15 protein-coding genes and 1 riboswitch are annotated in these 14,164 nt (G+C 65.4%); of the genes, 1 reads left to right on the plus strand and 14 read right to left on the minus strand.

The features are described from left to right. Positions 1–19: 19 nt before the first annotated feature. The 4 genes from ACT89O_RS11205 to ACT89O_RS11220 form a co-directional block, all read right to left on the minus strand. Positions 20–943 (minus strand): thiamine phosphate synthase, encoded by a 924-nt coding sequence (locus ACT89O_RS11205; protein WP_487262847.1) that lies wholly within the window; start codon positions 941–943, stop codon positions 20–22. Next, positions 936–1,748 carry a thiazole synthase gene (locus ACT89O_RS11210; protein ID WP_431152755.1) on the minus strand — a complete coding sequence of 271 codons (813 nt, stop codon included), beginning with the start codon at positions 1,746–1,748 and terminating at the stop codon, positions 936–938. The genes ACT89O_RS11205 and ACT89O_RS11210 overlap by 8 nt, the downstream gene beginning before the upstream one ends. Positions 1,749–1,832: 84 nt before the next feature. Next, positions 1,833–2,030: a sulfur carrier protein ThiS gene (gene thiS / locus ACT89O_RS11215; protein WP_055393858.1), complete on the minus strand. Its 198-nt coding sequence runs from the start codon at positions 2,028–2,030 to the stop codon at positions 1,833–1,835. Next, a complete protein-coding gene (locus ACT89O_RS11220) occupies positions 2,027–3,157 on the minus strand; it encodes an FAD-dependent oxidoreductase (RefSeq protein ID WP_487262668.1) in 1,131 nt (376 codons plus the stop codon). Before ACT89O_RS11220 ends, thiS begins: the two co-directional genes overlap by 4 nt. Before the next feature lie 287 nt (positions 3,158–3,444). On the opposite strand from ACT89O_RS11220, the gene thiD reads away from it, so the two are divergent. Next, entirely contained in the window at positions 3,445–4,293 is an 849-nt protein-coding gene (gene thiD, locus ACT89O_RS11225; RefSeq protein WP_487262669.1) for a bifunctional hydroxymethylpyrimidine kinase/phosphomethylpyrimidine kinase, read from the plus strand. Between the two features lie 68 nt (positions 4,294–4,361). Here thiD and ACT89O_RS11230 read toward each other — a convergent pair whose 3' ends face one another. The 10 genes from ACT89O_RS11230 to ACT89O_RS11275 form a co-directional block, all read right to left on the minus strand. Beyond that, a complete protein-coding gene (locus ACT89O_RS11230) occupies positions 4,362–5,642 on the minus strand; it encodes a purine-cytosine permease family protein (RefSeq protein WP_487262670.1) in 1,281 nt (426 codons plus the stop codon). A gap of 72 nt (positions 5,643–5,714) precedes the next feature. Further along, positions 5,715–5,819, minus strand: a riboswitch (TPP riboswitch). Positions 5,820–5,856: 37 nt separating this feature from the next. Beyond that, positions 5,857–6,738 carry a GyrI-like domain-containing protein gene (locus tag ACT89O_RS11235; RefSeq protein WP_487262671.1) on the minus strand — a complete coding sequence of 294 codons (882 nt, stop codon included), beginning with the start codon at positions 6,736–6,738 and terminating at the stop codon, positions 5,857–5,859. 12 nt (positions 6,739–6,750) lie between these two features. Then, entirely contained in the window at positions 6,751–7,110 is a 360-nt protein-coding gene (locus ACT89O_RS11240) for a nuclear transport factor 2 family protein (RefSeq protein WP_176885704.1), read from the minus strand. Positions 7,111–7,238: 128 nt separating this feature from the next. After that, on the minus strand, positions 7,239–8,306 hold the full coding sequence (locus tag ACT89O_RS11245) for an NAD(P)/FAD-dependent oxidoreductase (protein ID WP_487262848.1): 1,068 nt from the start codon (positions 8,304–8,306) through the stop codon (positions 7,239–7,241). Between the two features lie 31 nt (positions 8,307–8,337). After that, positions 8,338–8,667: a ferredoxin FdxA gene (gene fdxA / locus ACT89O_RS11250; protein ID WP_055393870.1), complete on the minus strand. Its 330-nt coding sequence runs from the start codon at positions 8,665–8,667 to the stop codon at positions 8,338–8,340. A gap of 114 nt (positions 8,668–8,781) precedes the next feature. Then, the gene (locus ACT89O_RS11255) at positions 8,782–10,146 is read right to left on the minus strand and encodes a sulfate adenylyltransferase subunit 1 (RefSeq protein WP_199731189.1); all 1,365 of its coding nucleotides are present in this window, start codon (positions 10,144–10,146) and stop codon (positions 8,782–8,784) included. After that, positions 10,146–11,114, minus strand: coding sequence for a sulfate adenylyltransferase subunit CysD (gene cysD / locus ACT89O_RS11260; RefSeq protein ID WP_121419839.1), 969 nt, complete (start codon positions 11,112–11,114; stop codon positions 10,146–10,148). Before cysD ends, ACT89O_RS11255 begins: the two co-directional genes overlap by 1 nt. A gap of 19 nt (positions 11,115–11,133) precedes the next feature. Further along, the gene (locus tag ACT89O_RS11265; protein ID WP_121506681.1) at positions 11,134–11,757 is read right to left on the minus strand and encodes a phosphoadenosine phosphosulfate reductase domain-containing protein; all 624 of its coding nucleotides are present in this window, start codon (positions 11,755–11,757) and stop codon (positions 11,134–11,136) included. Positions 11,758–11,782: 25 nt separating this feature from the next. Continuing rightward, entirely contained in the window at positions 11,783–12,178 is a 396-nt protein-coding gene (locus tag ACT89O_RS11270; RefSeq protein WP_370460173.1) for a DUF934 domain-containing protein, read from the minus strand. A 192-nt stretch (positions 12,179–12,370) separates the two neighbouring features. Beyond that, positions 12,371–14,155: a nitrite/sulfite reductase gene (locus ACT89O_RS11275; protein ID WP_121419840.1), complete on the minus strand. Its 1,785-nt coding sequence runs from the start codon at positions 14,153–14,155 to the stop codon at positions 12,371–12,373. Positions 14,156–14,164: the final 9 nt, after the last annotated feature.

Genomic DNA, 14,164 nt, shown 5'->3' on the forward strand with positions numbered 1-14,164 from the left:
AGGCCAATGGATCGTCCCTTCAGCGGCTCGCGCGCTGGCTGTTTTGTTCCATCAGGCGCATCAAGTGCGTGGCGGTGGCTTCAGGGTCTGGGGCATTGACAAGGGCCCGCACCACCGCAATCGACCCCACGCCTGTGGCCTGCACCGGCGCAAACTGCTCGGCGCCGATGCCGCCAATGGCCACCTGGGGGTAGTGGCGCAGCAGGCGCGCATACACACCCAACCGGCCCACACCCTGCGGGGCCGTGGCCATCTTCTTGAGGGTGGTCGGGAATACGGCGCCCATGGCGATGTAGCTGGGGCCTACTGCATCTGCACGCACCATTTCTGCGTAGCCATGGGTGCTGACACCCAGGCGCAGGCCCGAAGCGCGCAGTGCTTGGAGTTCGTCGGGGGCCAGGGCATCCAGATCTTCCTGGCCGAGGTGAATGCCATAGGCACCCGCCTGGATGGCCGTGCGCCAATGGTCGTTGATGAACAGCAGCGCACCCGTGCCCTGCACGGCCCGTACGGCGGCGTGCACTTCCCGTTCAATGGCGGCAGCGTTGTCCGACTTGAAGCGAAGCTGCACGGTGGGCACGCCCGCACGCGCCATGCGGCCTACCCAGTCGGCGTCGGGCAACACGGCGTACAGGCCCAGGTGCTCAGGGCATGGGGCGAACGCTTGGGCATGTGGCACGGGTTGCAGGCCAAAATCCTCTGGCGCGTCGGGCCATTGCTCAGGCTGGAAGGTGCCGGTGCGCAGACTCTGTGCCAGCCAGGCCTGGGCCAGGCACTCCGCGTCGTGGGCAATAAAGCCCAGCGTGCTGCAGGCATGCAGGGCTGCCAGGTAGGCGGCTTCCTGCCGCGTGGGTTTCGGGGCGGGCTCGGCGCCAAAGCCCGCGAAGGTGGCGGCGTGGTGCGCAAGAATGGCCTGCACCATGGCGCTGGTGTCGTCACGCATGTTGTTCATGGTGCCAGAAGGGGGTGCCGAGCACGGGCGTACTGGGCTGGGCCGCATCCTGCGCTGCCATGGCACCTGCCTGGCGCGCGGCGCGCCCGGCATTCACAGCATCGGCGAAGGCACCGGCCATGGCCACAGGGTCTTGCGCCAGTGCGACCGCAGTATTGAGCAGCACGCCGTCATAGCCCCATTCCATCACCTGGCAGGCGTGGGATGGCAGGCCCAGCCCGGCATCCACCAGCATCGGCACGTTCAGCCGTTCACGCAGCGTTTGCAAGGCATAGGGGTTGACGGGGCCGCGCCCGGTGCCGATGGGTGCCGCCCAGGGCATCACGGCCTGGCAGCCCACATCCACGAGGCGCTGGCACAGCACCAGGTCTTCCGTGCAGTAGGGCAGCACCTGAAAGCCTTCCTTGATGAGGTGTTCGGCCACGCCCACCAGGTTCAGGGTGTCGGGCTGCAGGGTGTAGTCGTCGCCAATCAGCTCCAGTTTGATCCAGGGGGTGTTGAACACCTCGCGCGCCATCTGTGCCGTGGTGATGGCCTCTTGCGCGCTGTGGCAGCCTGCCGTGTTGGGCAGCACAGGCACGTTGAGCTTGCGCAGCAGCTCCCAGAAGCTGCTACCGCTTTCGGCCGGGTTGCTGCCCTGGCGGCGCAGCGATGCGGTGACCATGGCAGGCTTGGCGCGCAGCACGGCGGCTTCGAGCACTGCGGGGGATGGGTAGCGCGAGGTGCCCAGCAGCAGGCGGCTGGCGAACTGCTGGCCGTAGAGCACCAGGGGGTCTTGGGGCGTTGAAGTGGTCATGGTGTTTACTATGCTTTTGATAGCTGCTAGCGCTTATTTATCATGCGCTAGGTGCCAATTTGGCTTCAATTTTCAGGCGGCGGATCAGCCCCCCGTCACGGGCGAGATGATTTCCACACGGTCGCCGGGCTGCAGGGCCTGAGCGGCGTAGCGGGTGTTGGGCACAAAGGTGGTGTTCACGGCCACGGCAAAAGGCGGGCGGGCCGCGATGGCGGCCACGGCGTCGGCCACGGTAGCGCCCTCGGGCAGTTCGTGCGGGATCTGGTTGATGGAAATGTTCATGCGAAAGCGGCGGCCGCGCTGGGTGGGGGCAGGGGGGCGGGCTCCAAGTCCAGCGCGAGGTCAAATCGTTGCGAAAGCTGCGATTGTCCTGCGTTCAGCACTTCCAGCGTCACATCCAGCATCGCGGGCGCGATCATGAAGCCGTGGCGGTACAGGCCGTTGATTTCCAGCACGCCCTTGCGCGGCTGGCGGATGGCGGGCAGGTTGTCGGGCAGCGTGGGGCGGCACTGCGTGGCCAGTTCCAGGATGCGGCCCTCTGCAAAGCCGGGGTGCACGGCGTAGGCGGCGGAGAGCAGCTCCAGTGTGGAGCGCACGCTGGCGGGCGACAGGTCGTCCGATTCGATTTCGGTGGCGCCGATGACGAACAGATTGTCTTCTTTGGGCGCAATGTAGATGGGGTAGCGCGGGTGCACCAGCCGCGTTGGGCGCTGCAGCGTGACATCCGGCGCGTGGATGCGAACCACCTCGCCGCGCACGCCGCGCAGTGCACTCCACTGGCCCTTGGCGCCCAAGCCACGGCAGTCCAGCACCCAGTCGGGTTGGCCAGGGGCGCCGGGTGCAAAGGCCTCGGGCGACTGGGGGCTGTGCCAGTGCGTGCGCACCGACAGCCGCTGCATTTCCACCACCAGGGCGGCCAGCAGCTGCCGGTTGTCGAGCTGGCCTTCGCCGGGCAGGTACAGGCCCTGCGCAAAACGCTGCGCGAGGGTGGGTTCCGCCTGGGCCAGCGCGGCGCCGTCCAGCTTTTGCAGGGCGGGCAGCTCTGGCACCTGGTGCTGGTTGGCCTCCAGCTGGCGCGTGAGCCGCTGGGCTTCGGCCGCGTCCTGCCGGTGCCACACGATGAGCGTGCCGGCCTGCTGGAAGAACACGGGCTCGGCCAGCGCCGCCAGCAGCTGCGGCCAGCGGGTGAGGGCGTGGTGGCCCATGCGCACCACGCCGGGCTCGGTGATGGCCGATTCGGCCAGCGGCGCCAGCATGGCCGCGGCCACGGTCGCGGCCGAATGTTCGGCGGCCGGGCTGCCCGCGTCGTAGATGTCCACACGGTGACCCTGGCGGGCCAGCTCCACCGCAAGCAGGCGGCCCATGAGGCCCGCGCCCAGAATCGCAAAAGAAGAGGGTTGAAGTGGCATAGGTCCGTCGGTGTGTCCGTGTTGGCTGGCAACCATGGACAAAACGGGGGCAGCGCCGCTCTTGGAAACTCCCCACGCCAGCATGACCTGGATCGGGTAGCGGGGCCACGTTGCAGGCAGTGCCATGCAGCGCTGCGTGCGAGCCCCAGGGTATTTCTCAGTCGCACACCGAAGAACCTGTTCAGGTTCTGAACGGAGGGACACCCCTGTTTCGTCCGGAAAAAATCAATTACAGCACAACCCTTGGCCGCTCTTTTTGCGCTAGCGCATAGGCCATAATTTTTGCCATGACTTCATTGACCCCACCGACCTCCGCAGCGCGCCGCTATGTGCGCGTGCTTTCCATTGCCGGTTCTGACAGCGGCGGCGGGGCGGGCATCCAGGCCGACCTCAAGACCTTCAGCGCCCTGGGCTGCTACGGTATGACGGCCATCACGGCCATCACGGCGCAGAACACCTGCGGCGTGACGGGCATCCACGGCATTCCGCCAGAGATGCTCAAGGCCCAGATCGACGCCGTGGTGCAGGACATTGGCGTGGATGCGGTCAAGATCGGCATGCTGCATTCGTCCGAGGTGGTGCGTGTGGTGGCCGATGCCATCCGCACCTACCAGCTGCCGCACGTGGTGCTCGACCCCGTGATGGTGGCCACCAGTGGCGACCGGCTCATCGCTTCAGAAACCGTGAGCGTGCTGGTGCAGGAGCTGTTTCCGCTGGCCGAGGTGATCACCCCCAACCTGGACGAGGCCGGCTGGCTGCTGGGGCGCAGCATCAAGGGCGTGGAAACGCTGGACGAAGCCGCGCAGGCACTGTGCGCTCTGGGTGCACGTGCGGCACTGCTCAAGGGCGGCCACCTGCCTGGAGACTGGGTGGTGGACGTTCTGGCCACCCGCAGCGGTGTGCGGCAGCGGCTGGAGTCTGCACGCATTGCCACGCCCAACGGGCACGGCACGGGCTGCACCCTGTCGTCGGCCATTGCGGCACACCTGGCGCAGGGCCTGCCCTTGCAGCAGGCGGTGGAGCGCGCGCGTGCCTACATTCTGGGCGCCATCGCCGCAGGGGCTGATGTGACCACCGGCCGCGGCCACGGCCCGCTCAACCACGGCTATGCGCCTGTGGCGCAGTTGGTGCTGTAGAAATTTAAGTGTTTTTGGCCGCTGGCGCTTATCTGGTAAGCGCTAGTAGCTCACAATTCGATAGCTATTCAACGGCCCCGTGGCCGTGTGGCCCAGGCCAGCAAAAAGCTGAACGCCAATGCCGGCAGCGCCGAGCCCGCACCCGGCAGCACCTTGGGAGCCAGGTGGTAGACGGCAATCCCCACCAGCCAGATCGCCACGGGCACCGCATTCACCTTGCGCGCCGCTGCCAGCAATGCAGGTGCATCGGTGCCAAACGCCAGCCGCCCCAGGATCACGCCAAACAGCGGCACAAATACGGAGCTGAGCAGCAGCAGGAAGGGCTCCAGGCTGTGCATGGGCAAGACCAGCGCAAGGCCCGTACATACCACCGCCATGGCCAGACCCCACTTGCGTACGCCCCAGCGCGGCAGCAGGCTGTGGGCTGACACCGCGCCTGAATACGTGTCGCCATAGGCGTTGTCCACCTCGTCGATCAGGATCAGCGACAGCGCAATCAGCCCGCCCTGGGCCAGCAGCAGCGCCTGCACCAGGTCCTTGCTGGGCAAGGTCAGCGCCACCAGCACACCCAGCGTGTAGCACCACATGTTGGCCAGCGCGTAACCCAGCCAGGTGCCGCGCAATGCAGAGCCGCCGTTCTTGCCGTGGCGCGCATAGTCGGCCACCAGCGGCAGCCACGAAATCGGCATGGCGATCACCAGATCCAGCGCAGGGAACACGCCCATGCCGCCCGCGCCCTGGCGGTTCCACAGCGCATCAAACCCCTGGGCCTGTGCCAGCGACAAGAACTGCCACGACAGCCACAGCAGCGACAGCACCACCAGCGGCAGCGCCACGCGCGCAATCACCTTGCGCACCAGCTGCACCATCGATCCGCTGATGAGCAGCATCACCACGCCGCCCCACAGCAGCGTGGCCAGCACCGGCCAGTGCGCACCGGCCATGCTGCCCGACTGCTGACCGATGGCCACGGTGGCATCGCGCATCACCACCAGCTCGAACGTGCCCCAGCCCACCAGCTGCACGATGTTCAGGATGATCGGCAGGCTGGCAAAGGTGCGGCCATAAACGGCGTGCATCAGGCCGGCACTGGCCAGGCCGCTGTCGCAGCCCAGCTTGGCCACCCAGCCCAGCAGGCCCGCGCCCACGATGGAACCGGCCAAGATGGCGATGAGGGCTTCTTTGGTGCCCAACGCGGGCATCAGGTATGCACCCACCTGCATGACCAGCAAGCCCACGCCCAGGCTGAACCAGAGCGAGGCGTGGTCATGCCACTGGAAGACGCGGCGGTCGAGGGAGACGGGGGCCAGCGCTTCGTTGTGGGAGGGCGCGGCGGGCGATGAGGACATGGATGGCTCCGTGGCAGTACAGAGCAGGGGCGGCCCGCCAGCGCGCCCCAAAGTCATTTCATTCAGGGCTGGGCCAAAGCGGACGTGCTTCCCTGCGCGAGGATGATCTCAATCAGGTTCAAAGGGACTCTCTCAGTCGGTTCCGGCAGGCCGGTCTCGACACCCCTAGCGTTGGCGCCCCCGAAGGAGCGCGGTTGCCATTGTAGAGGGTGGGTCAGCGCCCGGCCTGGGTGAGGGGGATGGCGTAGTGCATCACGGAGTCAGCGGACGTCGGGTGGTATTGCGAGCCGTAGATTTCCAGATCCGGCCCCAGGCTGTGCGTCTGGCTGGCCGACAGCAGCCAGCTGGAGTAGATGTAGTTCACCGTCGCATCGACGTTCTGGGCAGGACCCCTGTGGGTGAAGCGTGCATAGGTGGACGCGGGGATTTCCATGGCCTCCATGCCCGGTGGCAGTGCACCGGGGCCACTCACTTCGATGCAGGCCAGGTAGCGCAGCTCTTCCGTGTGCGGCCCCGCCGGGGCCACGACGCCATAACAGACCCCGGGCACGGTGTTCGCAATCTCGCCCAACCGGGGCAGAAACTTCGCCCACAGGGGCGGCAGTTTCTGGCCCAGGTTGTTTTTTTCGGAATCGATGCCGTAGTAGTCGGTGGGCAGCCCGACCAATTGCATGGCGGGCTGCTGCTGGATGCCGGGTTCCAGGGAAATGTTGTGGTGAATGTGCGCGAGGTAGCTTTGGTCAAACCGGATCTTCCGCACGAACAGCGAGCGGTTGCCCATCTTGCGGTACTGCGACGGCGTGAGCCGAAAGCAGTCGCGGAACGCGCGCGTGAAACTCTCCTGTGTCTCGTACCCCGACGCCAGCGCAATGTCGAGCACGCTCAGCCGCGTGTTGGTCAACTGCTCCAGCGCCCGCGAGAACCGGCGCGAGCGGATGTAGGTCTTCAAGGTTTCGTTGGTCAGTGCCTTGAAGATCCGCTGGAAGTGCCACTGGCTCATCCCGGCAGCCCGTGCCACCTCGGAAAGCTGGATATCGGATTCGAGGTGGGCCTCGATGAAATCGATGCCCTCCTGGATTTGCCGGAGATAAAGCACGGTGGCGTCCGTTCAAGGGGTTTCAAAGAAACCGGTCATGGCCACCAGCCGGTTCTGGTCGTTGTACCGGCCGTAGCTCACGCCTTCACCGATCACCTGGCCGCTGCCATCCACCATGTTCCACTTGGCGATGCTTTGCTGGTTGTGGCTGGCAAAGTAGTGGGTCACAAAATGCCCGCCGGGCACCTGGCTGTGAAAGTTGTCCATGTAGGCCGTCAATTGGTCCCAGCCCTGGGCGGTGGCCAGCGGATCGTTGTAGGTGCAGGCGGGGTCGAGGGACTGGGAAAACAGGGCCTCCCTGTCTGCGGCCGAGTCGGTTTTCCACGACGCGGTGTAGGTGTCCCAGATGGATTGAAGGGGTTGTTGGCTCATGGTGTGCTCCGATAGGTGTTGAAGGGAGACGCCATCGTGCCGGGCGCTTGCGCGCCTTTTGGACATTTTGTGCTTATTTGTGGGCGCGTCGTTTGGGCACGAAACGACGGTGCCCCGACTCGCCTGGACTACGTGCTGGCGGAAGGCACAGACGCCGGAGCCACACCCAGCAGCTGGTGCAGCCTTGGGCTCGTGGTGGTGTACTGCAGCGCCACCTTGTCGCCCTTGAGCGCCTCGGCGGCGCCAAAGGCGGCTAGCGTGGCCTCGTGGAAACCGCACAGGATGAGCTTGCGTTTGCCGGGGTAGGTGTTGATGTCGCCCACGGCGTAGATTCCGGGCACGCTGGTGCGGAAGGCCTCGGTGTCCACCACCAGCTGTTTGCGGTCCATGGCCAGGCCCCAGTCGGCGATGGGGCCGAGGCGGGGCGAGATGCCGAGCACGGCCACCAGCAGGTCGATTGCCAGGGCGCGGGTGCTGCCATCGGCGTCCACGACCTGCAAGGCCGTCAGCAGATCACCTGTGGTGTCGATGCCGGTGATCTGCGCGGCCTCGACATGGATGCGGCCTGTGTCGCGCAGTTGCTGCAGACGCTGCAGCAGGGCGTCGGGCGCCTGGAACACGTCGCGGCGGTGCAGCAGGCTGACGCGGGCGGCCTGGCCTTGCTCGGCCAGTTCCAAGGCGCGGGCCACGGCGGGCTCGTCGCCGCCGTGCACGACCACATGGAGCCCGGCTACGTGGGCCGTGGCGGGCAGGTTCTGGTAGTGGACCTGGGCGCCCACAAAGCGCTCGATGCCGTCCACCTTGAGCGTGCGTGGCACAAAGGCGCCCACACCGGCAGCAATGAACACCGTGCGGGCCAGCAGTTGTGCGCCCTGGGAGGTTTCGACCAGCAGGCGCCCATCGGCCTGCACGGTGAGTGCGGACACCAGCGTGTTCAGGTGCCACTGGGTCTTGAACGGCGCAATCTGCTCAAGCAGCAGGCCAGCCAGCTCGCGCCCGGTGCACACGGGGATGCCGGGGATGTCGTAGATGGGTTTGTCGCCGTACAGCTCGACGCACTGGCCACCCGCATGGGGTAGGGCGTCGATGACATGGGCGGTGATGCCTTGCAGGCCCAGCTGGAAGACCTGGAACAGGCCCACAGGACCCGCGCCGATGACAACGGCGTCGGTCTCTACGACTGCGGGCACTTGCAAAGTCTCGGACACCAACGGGGCGCGGGGCGTTTTACTTGACCAGTTCGTTGACCTTGCCCGGTTTGCCATTCCACTCGTCGGCGTCTGGCAGCGCTGGCTTGCGCTTGGTGATGCTCTTCCAGCCGTCGGCAAAGGCCAGGTCGGCGTTGAGCTTGATGAAAGCAATCTGGTCGGCCGGCAGATCTTCTTCGGCAAAGATGGCGTTGGCCGGGCATTCGGGGATGCAGACGGCGCAGTCGATGCATTCATCGGGGTCGATGACAAGCATGTTCGGGCCTTCGCGGAAGCAGTCCACGGGGCACACGTCCACACAATCGGTGTACTTGCACTTGATGCAGTTTTCGGAGACGACGTGGGTCATGACAGGAGTTGTGTGGGTCGGTGAAAACCCTCAATTTTAGAAGCTTTCACCGACCTTTGGTTACAGGGTCCCTCACCCCGATGGGGTGACTGGGGTTACGGGCGCTGATCTAGATCAGTTCACCAGCACGGCACCGGCCGTTTTGTGGCTCGCGGTGTCCACCAGGATCAGCGATCCGAGCACCCGGGCTTTGCCAAAGGGGGCGGCCGGAATCGCCTCTTGCAGCAGCAGGTCGACATGGCCGATGGCATTGGGGTCGAGCTGGGTGGCGGCCTCTTCGGCCAGCGTGTTGATGTTGAGCTTGTGCACCACGGCCTTGACCTTGGCCTTGACCCAGCGGTGGCCGTGCAGCGCCCAGTACACGCGGCCTGCGACCAGGGGCTCGTCGTCCATCCAGGCCACCGTGGTGCGCAGCTCGCGGCTGGCGGGCCATGCAGGCACGCTGGCGGGCGTGTCGAAGTCGTCTTCGGCGGGGGTGGCGACGGCAGGCGCCGCCAGAATCCAGTCGCCCCGCGAGACATCCACCTCGCGGTCCAGGATGATGCCGGCGCTGGTACCTGCGGGCACGTCCTTGGGGCGACGCGCATGGTCCAGCACTTGCGCCACGGTGGCCAGCTGGCCGCTGGGGAAGATCTGTACAGCGGTGCCGGGCGCAAAACTGCCCGCAGCCACGCGGCCCCAGAACACACGGCGGCCTTGCGAGGTGTCGGAGGACGACGAGAACTTCTCGACCCACTGCACCGGGAAGGCCGGTGCCAGCGCTGTGTCTGCGGGGGTGTTGGGCAGTGCTTCCAGCACCTGCAGCAGCGTGGGGCCGTCATAGCCGCACCAGCCCGCATGGGCGTCCACCACGTTCCAGCCCTTGAGGGCCGACACCGGCACCATGGCGCGCACGGTGATGCCTGCCGCCTGGGCAAAGGACTGCAACGCGCCCTGGATGTGCTGCCACGCCAGAGCGGGGTCTTCCACCGCGTCGAGCTTGTTCACGGCAAACACCAGCGAGTGCACGCGCAGCAGGTGGGCCAGCAGGCTGTGGCGGCGGGTTTGGGGCAGCAGGGCCAGGCCGGGGTTCTTCCAGTCGAGCTTGGTGGCATCGACCAGCACCACGGCGGCGTCGGCGCTGCTGGCGGCGGTGACCATGTTGCGGGTGTATTGCTCGTGGCCGGGTGCATCGCCAATGATGAACTTGCGCTCTTCGGTGGCGAAGTAGCGGTAGGCCACGTCGATGGTGATGCCCTGTTCGCGCTCGGCGCTCAGGCCGTCGGTCAGCAGGGCCAGGTCGGTCTCACCCTGGCGCTGAACGCCAGCCAGGTGGTCCTGCAGCACGGCCTTGCTGTCCACCAGCAGACGGCCGATCAGCGTGCTCTTGCCGTCGTCCACGCTGCCGCAGGTGATGAACTTGAGCGCGGAAATGTGGTCATTTTTTCCTGTAGCGCTTGTAGGGATTGCGCTGGAAGCTATCGAATTCATAGTGGTCATCAGAAGTACCCGTCTTTCTTGCGCTTTTCCATCGAGGCATCGCTGGTCTTGTCGTCCATGCGGGTGGCACCGCGCTCGCTCACGTCGGCGGCCAGGGTCTCGATGACGATCTCGGCCGGGGTGGCGGCGGTGCTCTCCACCGGTGCGGTGCAGGTGATGTCGCCCACGGTGCGAAAGCGCACGTCGCGTGTCTCGACCACGTCGCCTTCACGCGGCGGTGTCAGCTCGGTCACGGGCATCAGCAGGCCCTTGCGGTCCACCACCTGGCGCTTGTGCGTGTAGTAGATGCTGGGCAGGCCGATCTGTTCGCGGTCGATGTACTGCCACACATCGAGCTCGGTCCAGTTGCTGATGGGGAACACGCGGAAGTGTTCGCCGGGCTGCAGGCGGGTGTTGAACAGGGTCCACAGCTCAGGCCGCTGGGCCTTGGGCTGCCATTGGCCAAAACTGTCGCGGTGGCTGAAGATGCGCTCTTTGGCGCGTGCCTTTTCTTCATCGCGGCGGGCGCCGCCGATCAGGGCGTCAAAGCGGAATTCCTCGATCGCTTCGAGCAGCGTGACGGACTGGTGCACGTTGCGCGATTCGCCGGGGTGGGCCAGTCGCACGGTGCCGCGTGCCATGGAGTCTTCGACATTGCGCACGATGAGTTCAGCACCGAGTTCCTTGGCGCGGAAGTCGCGAAAATCCGTCACTTCGGGGAAGTTGTGGCCCGTGTCGATCATGAGCAGCGGGTAGGGAATGCCGCCGCCGCTGGCCTTGGTGCCAAAGGCCTTTTCGGCGCACTTGAGCATGACCAGCGAATCCTTGCCGCCCGAAAACAGCAAGGCAGGGCGTTCAAAGGCGGCAGCCACTTCGCGCAGGATGAAGATGGTTTCTTCTTCCAGGGCGTCGAGGTGCGAGTTGTTCAGGTGGTAGCTCATATCGTTGGTTTTCTTCTCAAGCAGCGCGGTATCGGTCCGGGTGTTCATGGTCGGTGCTGCAGTGGAGTCAGTGGGCCAGATGCAAACCGCACTCGCGGTTGTCTTCGCCCTTGGTGGGGTCCACGTAGTCAAAGTTGTTGGGCAGGCCGTGCTTGACGCAGTATTCGTGCAGCTCCTTGGACGACCAGTGCAGCAGCGGCGCGACCTTGATCAGGCCGTCGGGGTTGATGCTGACCGGGTCCATCTGTGCACGCACGGCGGTGTCGGTGGCGCGCAGTGCGGTAAACCACACCTTGGGGGCCGTTTCGCGCAGGGCGCGGGCAAAGGGCTCCAGCTTCACTTCTTCGGTAAAGGCTGCGTGGCGTGGGTCGTCCAGCGCGGGGGTCGCGCCTTCCACGGCTTCACGGTGCGCGCGTGAGCGGCGTGGCAGGTAGATCTGCAGCTTCAGGCCCAGTTGCTTTGTCACCTCGTCGGCAAAGCGGTAGGTGGCTTCGGTGTTGTAGCCGTTGTCCATCCACACCACGGGCACGTCAGGGTTGACTTGCGTGACCATGTGCAGGATCACTGCCTCAAAGGGGCGGAAGTTGGTGGTGACGATGGCGGGCTGGCCCAGCCCCAGCGCCCAGGCCACCAGGTCTGGTGCGTTGCGGCCGAGGTCGGCGTTGATGCGTGCGAGATCGATTTGGCTCATGGTGCAGGGCTTATGGGTTGGGTTCTCAGGCGGCGGCGCGGTGGGCAAACAGCGGCTGGGGATTGACGGCGTCGCCCTGGTAGAAGCCTGGGAACAGTTCAAACTGGCGCTGGGCATCGGCGGCATCCACCCCCTCGGCCAGCACCGCGCTGCTAAAGCCCGTGCGCTGCATTTGCACGAGTTGGTCGATCAGCACATCACCCGTGGCGCGGATTTCGCCAGCAAAGCCACGGCGGCGGCGCAGCAAAAAGGCCTGGCTGAACGCACGGCCATCGGTGAAGTTGGGGAAGTGCAGGTCCACGCGTTCCACGCCTTCCAGCGGCAGGGCTGTGGCGTCGGCATCGTTGGCCAACGCCACCACGCGGGCGTCGCCTTCCGCCGGGGGCTGGTGTTCGTGGGATGCAAGAAGTGTCAGGTTCATCATCGTTCGGATTTCGGTGGCAGGGCGGCTTCAGAGGCTGGGAGTTTTTTTCGAGTGCCCGAAAGGTGCGTCAAAACGCCGCTGATCGAGGCGCAAAGCACAGCCATAGCTTGGGCTATGGCGCGCATTTGCAACGACGAGCAGCGGTGTTTTGGCGTGCAAGGCGGGCATAGGAAAAAGACTCTCAGCCTCTTAGGCTGTGGCCAGGGTTTCGTCTTTGTGGCGGGCAAGCTTTGCGGCTTCCTTGAACGGGTCCAGGCCAGTGCGGCGCACGGTGTTCTGGAAGGTCTCGCCGCTTTCGCGCAGGTCGCGGTAGGTGCTGAGCACCGCCTCGATCACGTCGGGCACTTCGGCCGCAGAGAACGAGGGGCCGATCACCTTGCCCGCCACGGCAGCGCCCGACAGGTCGGAACCATCGGAGCCACCCAGCGTCACCTGGTACCACTCCTTGCCGTCTTTATCGACGCCCAGGATGCCGATGTGGCCGCTGTGGTGGTGGCCGCAGCTGTTGATGCAGCCGCTGATGTGCAGGTCGATCTCGCCGATGTCGTCCAGCTCGTCCAGGTCCTGGTAGCGCTGGGTGATGGCCTCGGCAATGGGCAGCGAGCGGGCGTTGGCCAGCGCGCAGAAGTCGCCGCCGGGGCAGGCGATCATGTCGGTCAGCAGCTGCACGTTGGCGCTGGCCAGGCCCAGGGCCTTGGCCTCTTGCCACAGGTCAAACAGGCGGCTGGCGTGCACCCAGGGCAGCAACACGTTCTGGTCGTGCGTCACGCGGGCTTCTCCGGCGGAGTATTTGTCCACCAGGTCAGCCAGGGCGATCAGTTGTTCGCTGGTGGCATCACCCGGCGACTGGCCGGGGCGCTTGAACGACAGTGTCACGGCGCGCAGTTGCGGGTTTTGGTGCGGGTGCACATTGCGCTGCAGCCAGCGGCCGAACATCACGTGCTCTGCCGCCAGGGCGTCCAGCGATGCCTGCAGTGCTGCAGGGGGCACATCGGCAATGTTGGCCAGCTTCGGCGTCACAAAGCAGGCGGCCACGCGGTCAAACTCAGCCTGCGGAATGGTGTGGGGGCCACCGTCGATCTCGACGATCTGGCGGTACTCTTCTTCCACATCGTCGATGTACTGCTGGCCTTCGGCCTTGACCAAAATCTTGATGCGGGCCTTGTACTTGTTGTCGCGGCGGCCGTGCTCGTTGTACACGCGCACGATGGCCTCGATGTAATTCATGATCTGGTTCCAGGGCAGGAACTCGCGGATCACCGTGCCAATCACCGGCGTGCGACCCATGCCACCGCCCACAAACACCTTGAAGCCGATCTCGCCCTGCTCATTCTTGAGCAGGTGCAGGCCCACGTCGTGCCAGCCCGTGGCGGCGCGGTCGTCCTTGGCACCGCTGATGGCGATCTTGAACTTGCGTGGCAAAAAAGCGAATTCGGGGTGCAGCGTGGTCCACTGGCGGATGATTTCCGCATAGGGGCGTGGGTCCACGATTTCGTCCACGGCAATGCCGGCCAGGGCATCGGTGGTGGTGTTGCGGATGCAGTTGCCGCTGGTCTGGATGCCGTGCATGTCCACAGTGGCCAGCAGGTCCATCACATCCGCACTTTTGGACAGCGGAATCCAGTTGAACTGCACATTGGTGCGGGTGGTGAAGTGGGCGCAGTTCTTGGGCAGGAAGGTGGTGCCCAGCTTGCCCTGGCCTTCCATGGCGGCCTTGAAGACGGCCGCTTCGGGTTCGTCGTATTCGCGGGCGATCTGGGCCAGCACGCGCAACTGGCGGCTTGCGATTTCACCGTAAGGCACAGCCACGCGCAGCATGGGGGCGTAGCGCTGCACATACCAGCCGTTTTGCAGGCGCAGTGGGCGGAAGTTGTCTTCGGGCAGCTTGCCGGTCTGCCAGCGCGTGAGCTGGTCACGGAATTGCCGTGCCCGCTGTTGCACAAATTGTCGGTCGAATTCTGTGTATTGGTACATCGTGGTCAG

This window comes from Acidovorax sp. NN32, assembly GCF_057597245.1.

Excerpts from the sequence above, each read along its gene's own strand:
- ACT89O_RS11275 (WP_121419840.1), bottom strand. The coding sequence starts at position 14,155 with ATGTACCAATACACAGAATTCGACCGACAATTTGTGCAACAGCGGGCA.
- thiS (WP_055393858.1), bottom strand. The coding sequence starts at position 2,030 with ATGAACATTTCCATCAACCAGATCCCGCACGAACTGCCCGAGGGCGCT.
- ACT89O_RS11265 (WP_121506681.1), bottom strand. The coding sequence starts at position 11,757 with ATGAGCCAAATCGATCTCGCACGCATCAACGCCGACCTCGGCCGCAAC.
- ACT89O_RS11205 (WP_487262847.1), bottom strand. The coding sequence starts at position 943 with ATGCGTGACGACACCAGCGCCATGGTGCAGGCCATTCTTGCGCACCAC.
- ACT89O_RS11255 (WP_199731189.1), bottom strand. The coding sequence starts at position 10,146 with ATGACCACTATGAATTCGATAGCTTCCAGCGCAATCCCTACAAGCGCT.
- ACT89O_RS11230 (WP_487262670.1), bottom strand. The coding sequence starts at position 5,642 with ATGTCCTCATCGCCCGCCGCGCCCTCCCACAACGAAGCGCTGGCCCCC.
- ACT89O_RS11240 (WP_176885704.1), bottom strand. The coding sequence starts at position 7,110 with ATGAGCCAACAACCCCTTCAATCCATCTGGGACACCTACACCGCGTCG.
- cysD (WP_121419839.1), bottom strand. The coding sequence starts at position 11,114 with ATGAACACCCGGACCGATACCGCGCTGCTTGAGAAGAAAACCAACGAT.
- thiD (WP_487262669.1), top strand. The coding sequence starts at position 3,445 with ATGACTTCATTGACCCCACCGACCTCCGCAGCGCGCCGCTATGTGCGC.
- fdxA (WP_055393870.1), bottom strand. The coding sequence starts at position 8,667 with ATGACCCACGTCGTCTCCGAAAACTGCATCAAGTGCAAGTACACCGAT.
- ACT89O_RS11220 (WP_487262668.1), bottom strand. The coding sequence starts at position 3,157 with ATGCCACTTCAACCCTCTTCTTTTGCGATTCTGGGCGCGGGCCTCATG.
- ACT89O_RS11210 (WP_431152755.1), bottom strand. The coding sequence starts at position 1,748 with ATGACCACTTCAACGCCCCAAGACCCCCTGGTGCTCTACGGCCAGCAG.
- ACT89O_RS11270 (WP_370460173.1), bottom strand. The coding sequence starts at position 12,178 with ATGAACCTGACACTTCTTGCATCCCACGAACACCAGCCCCCGGCGGAA.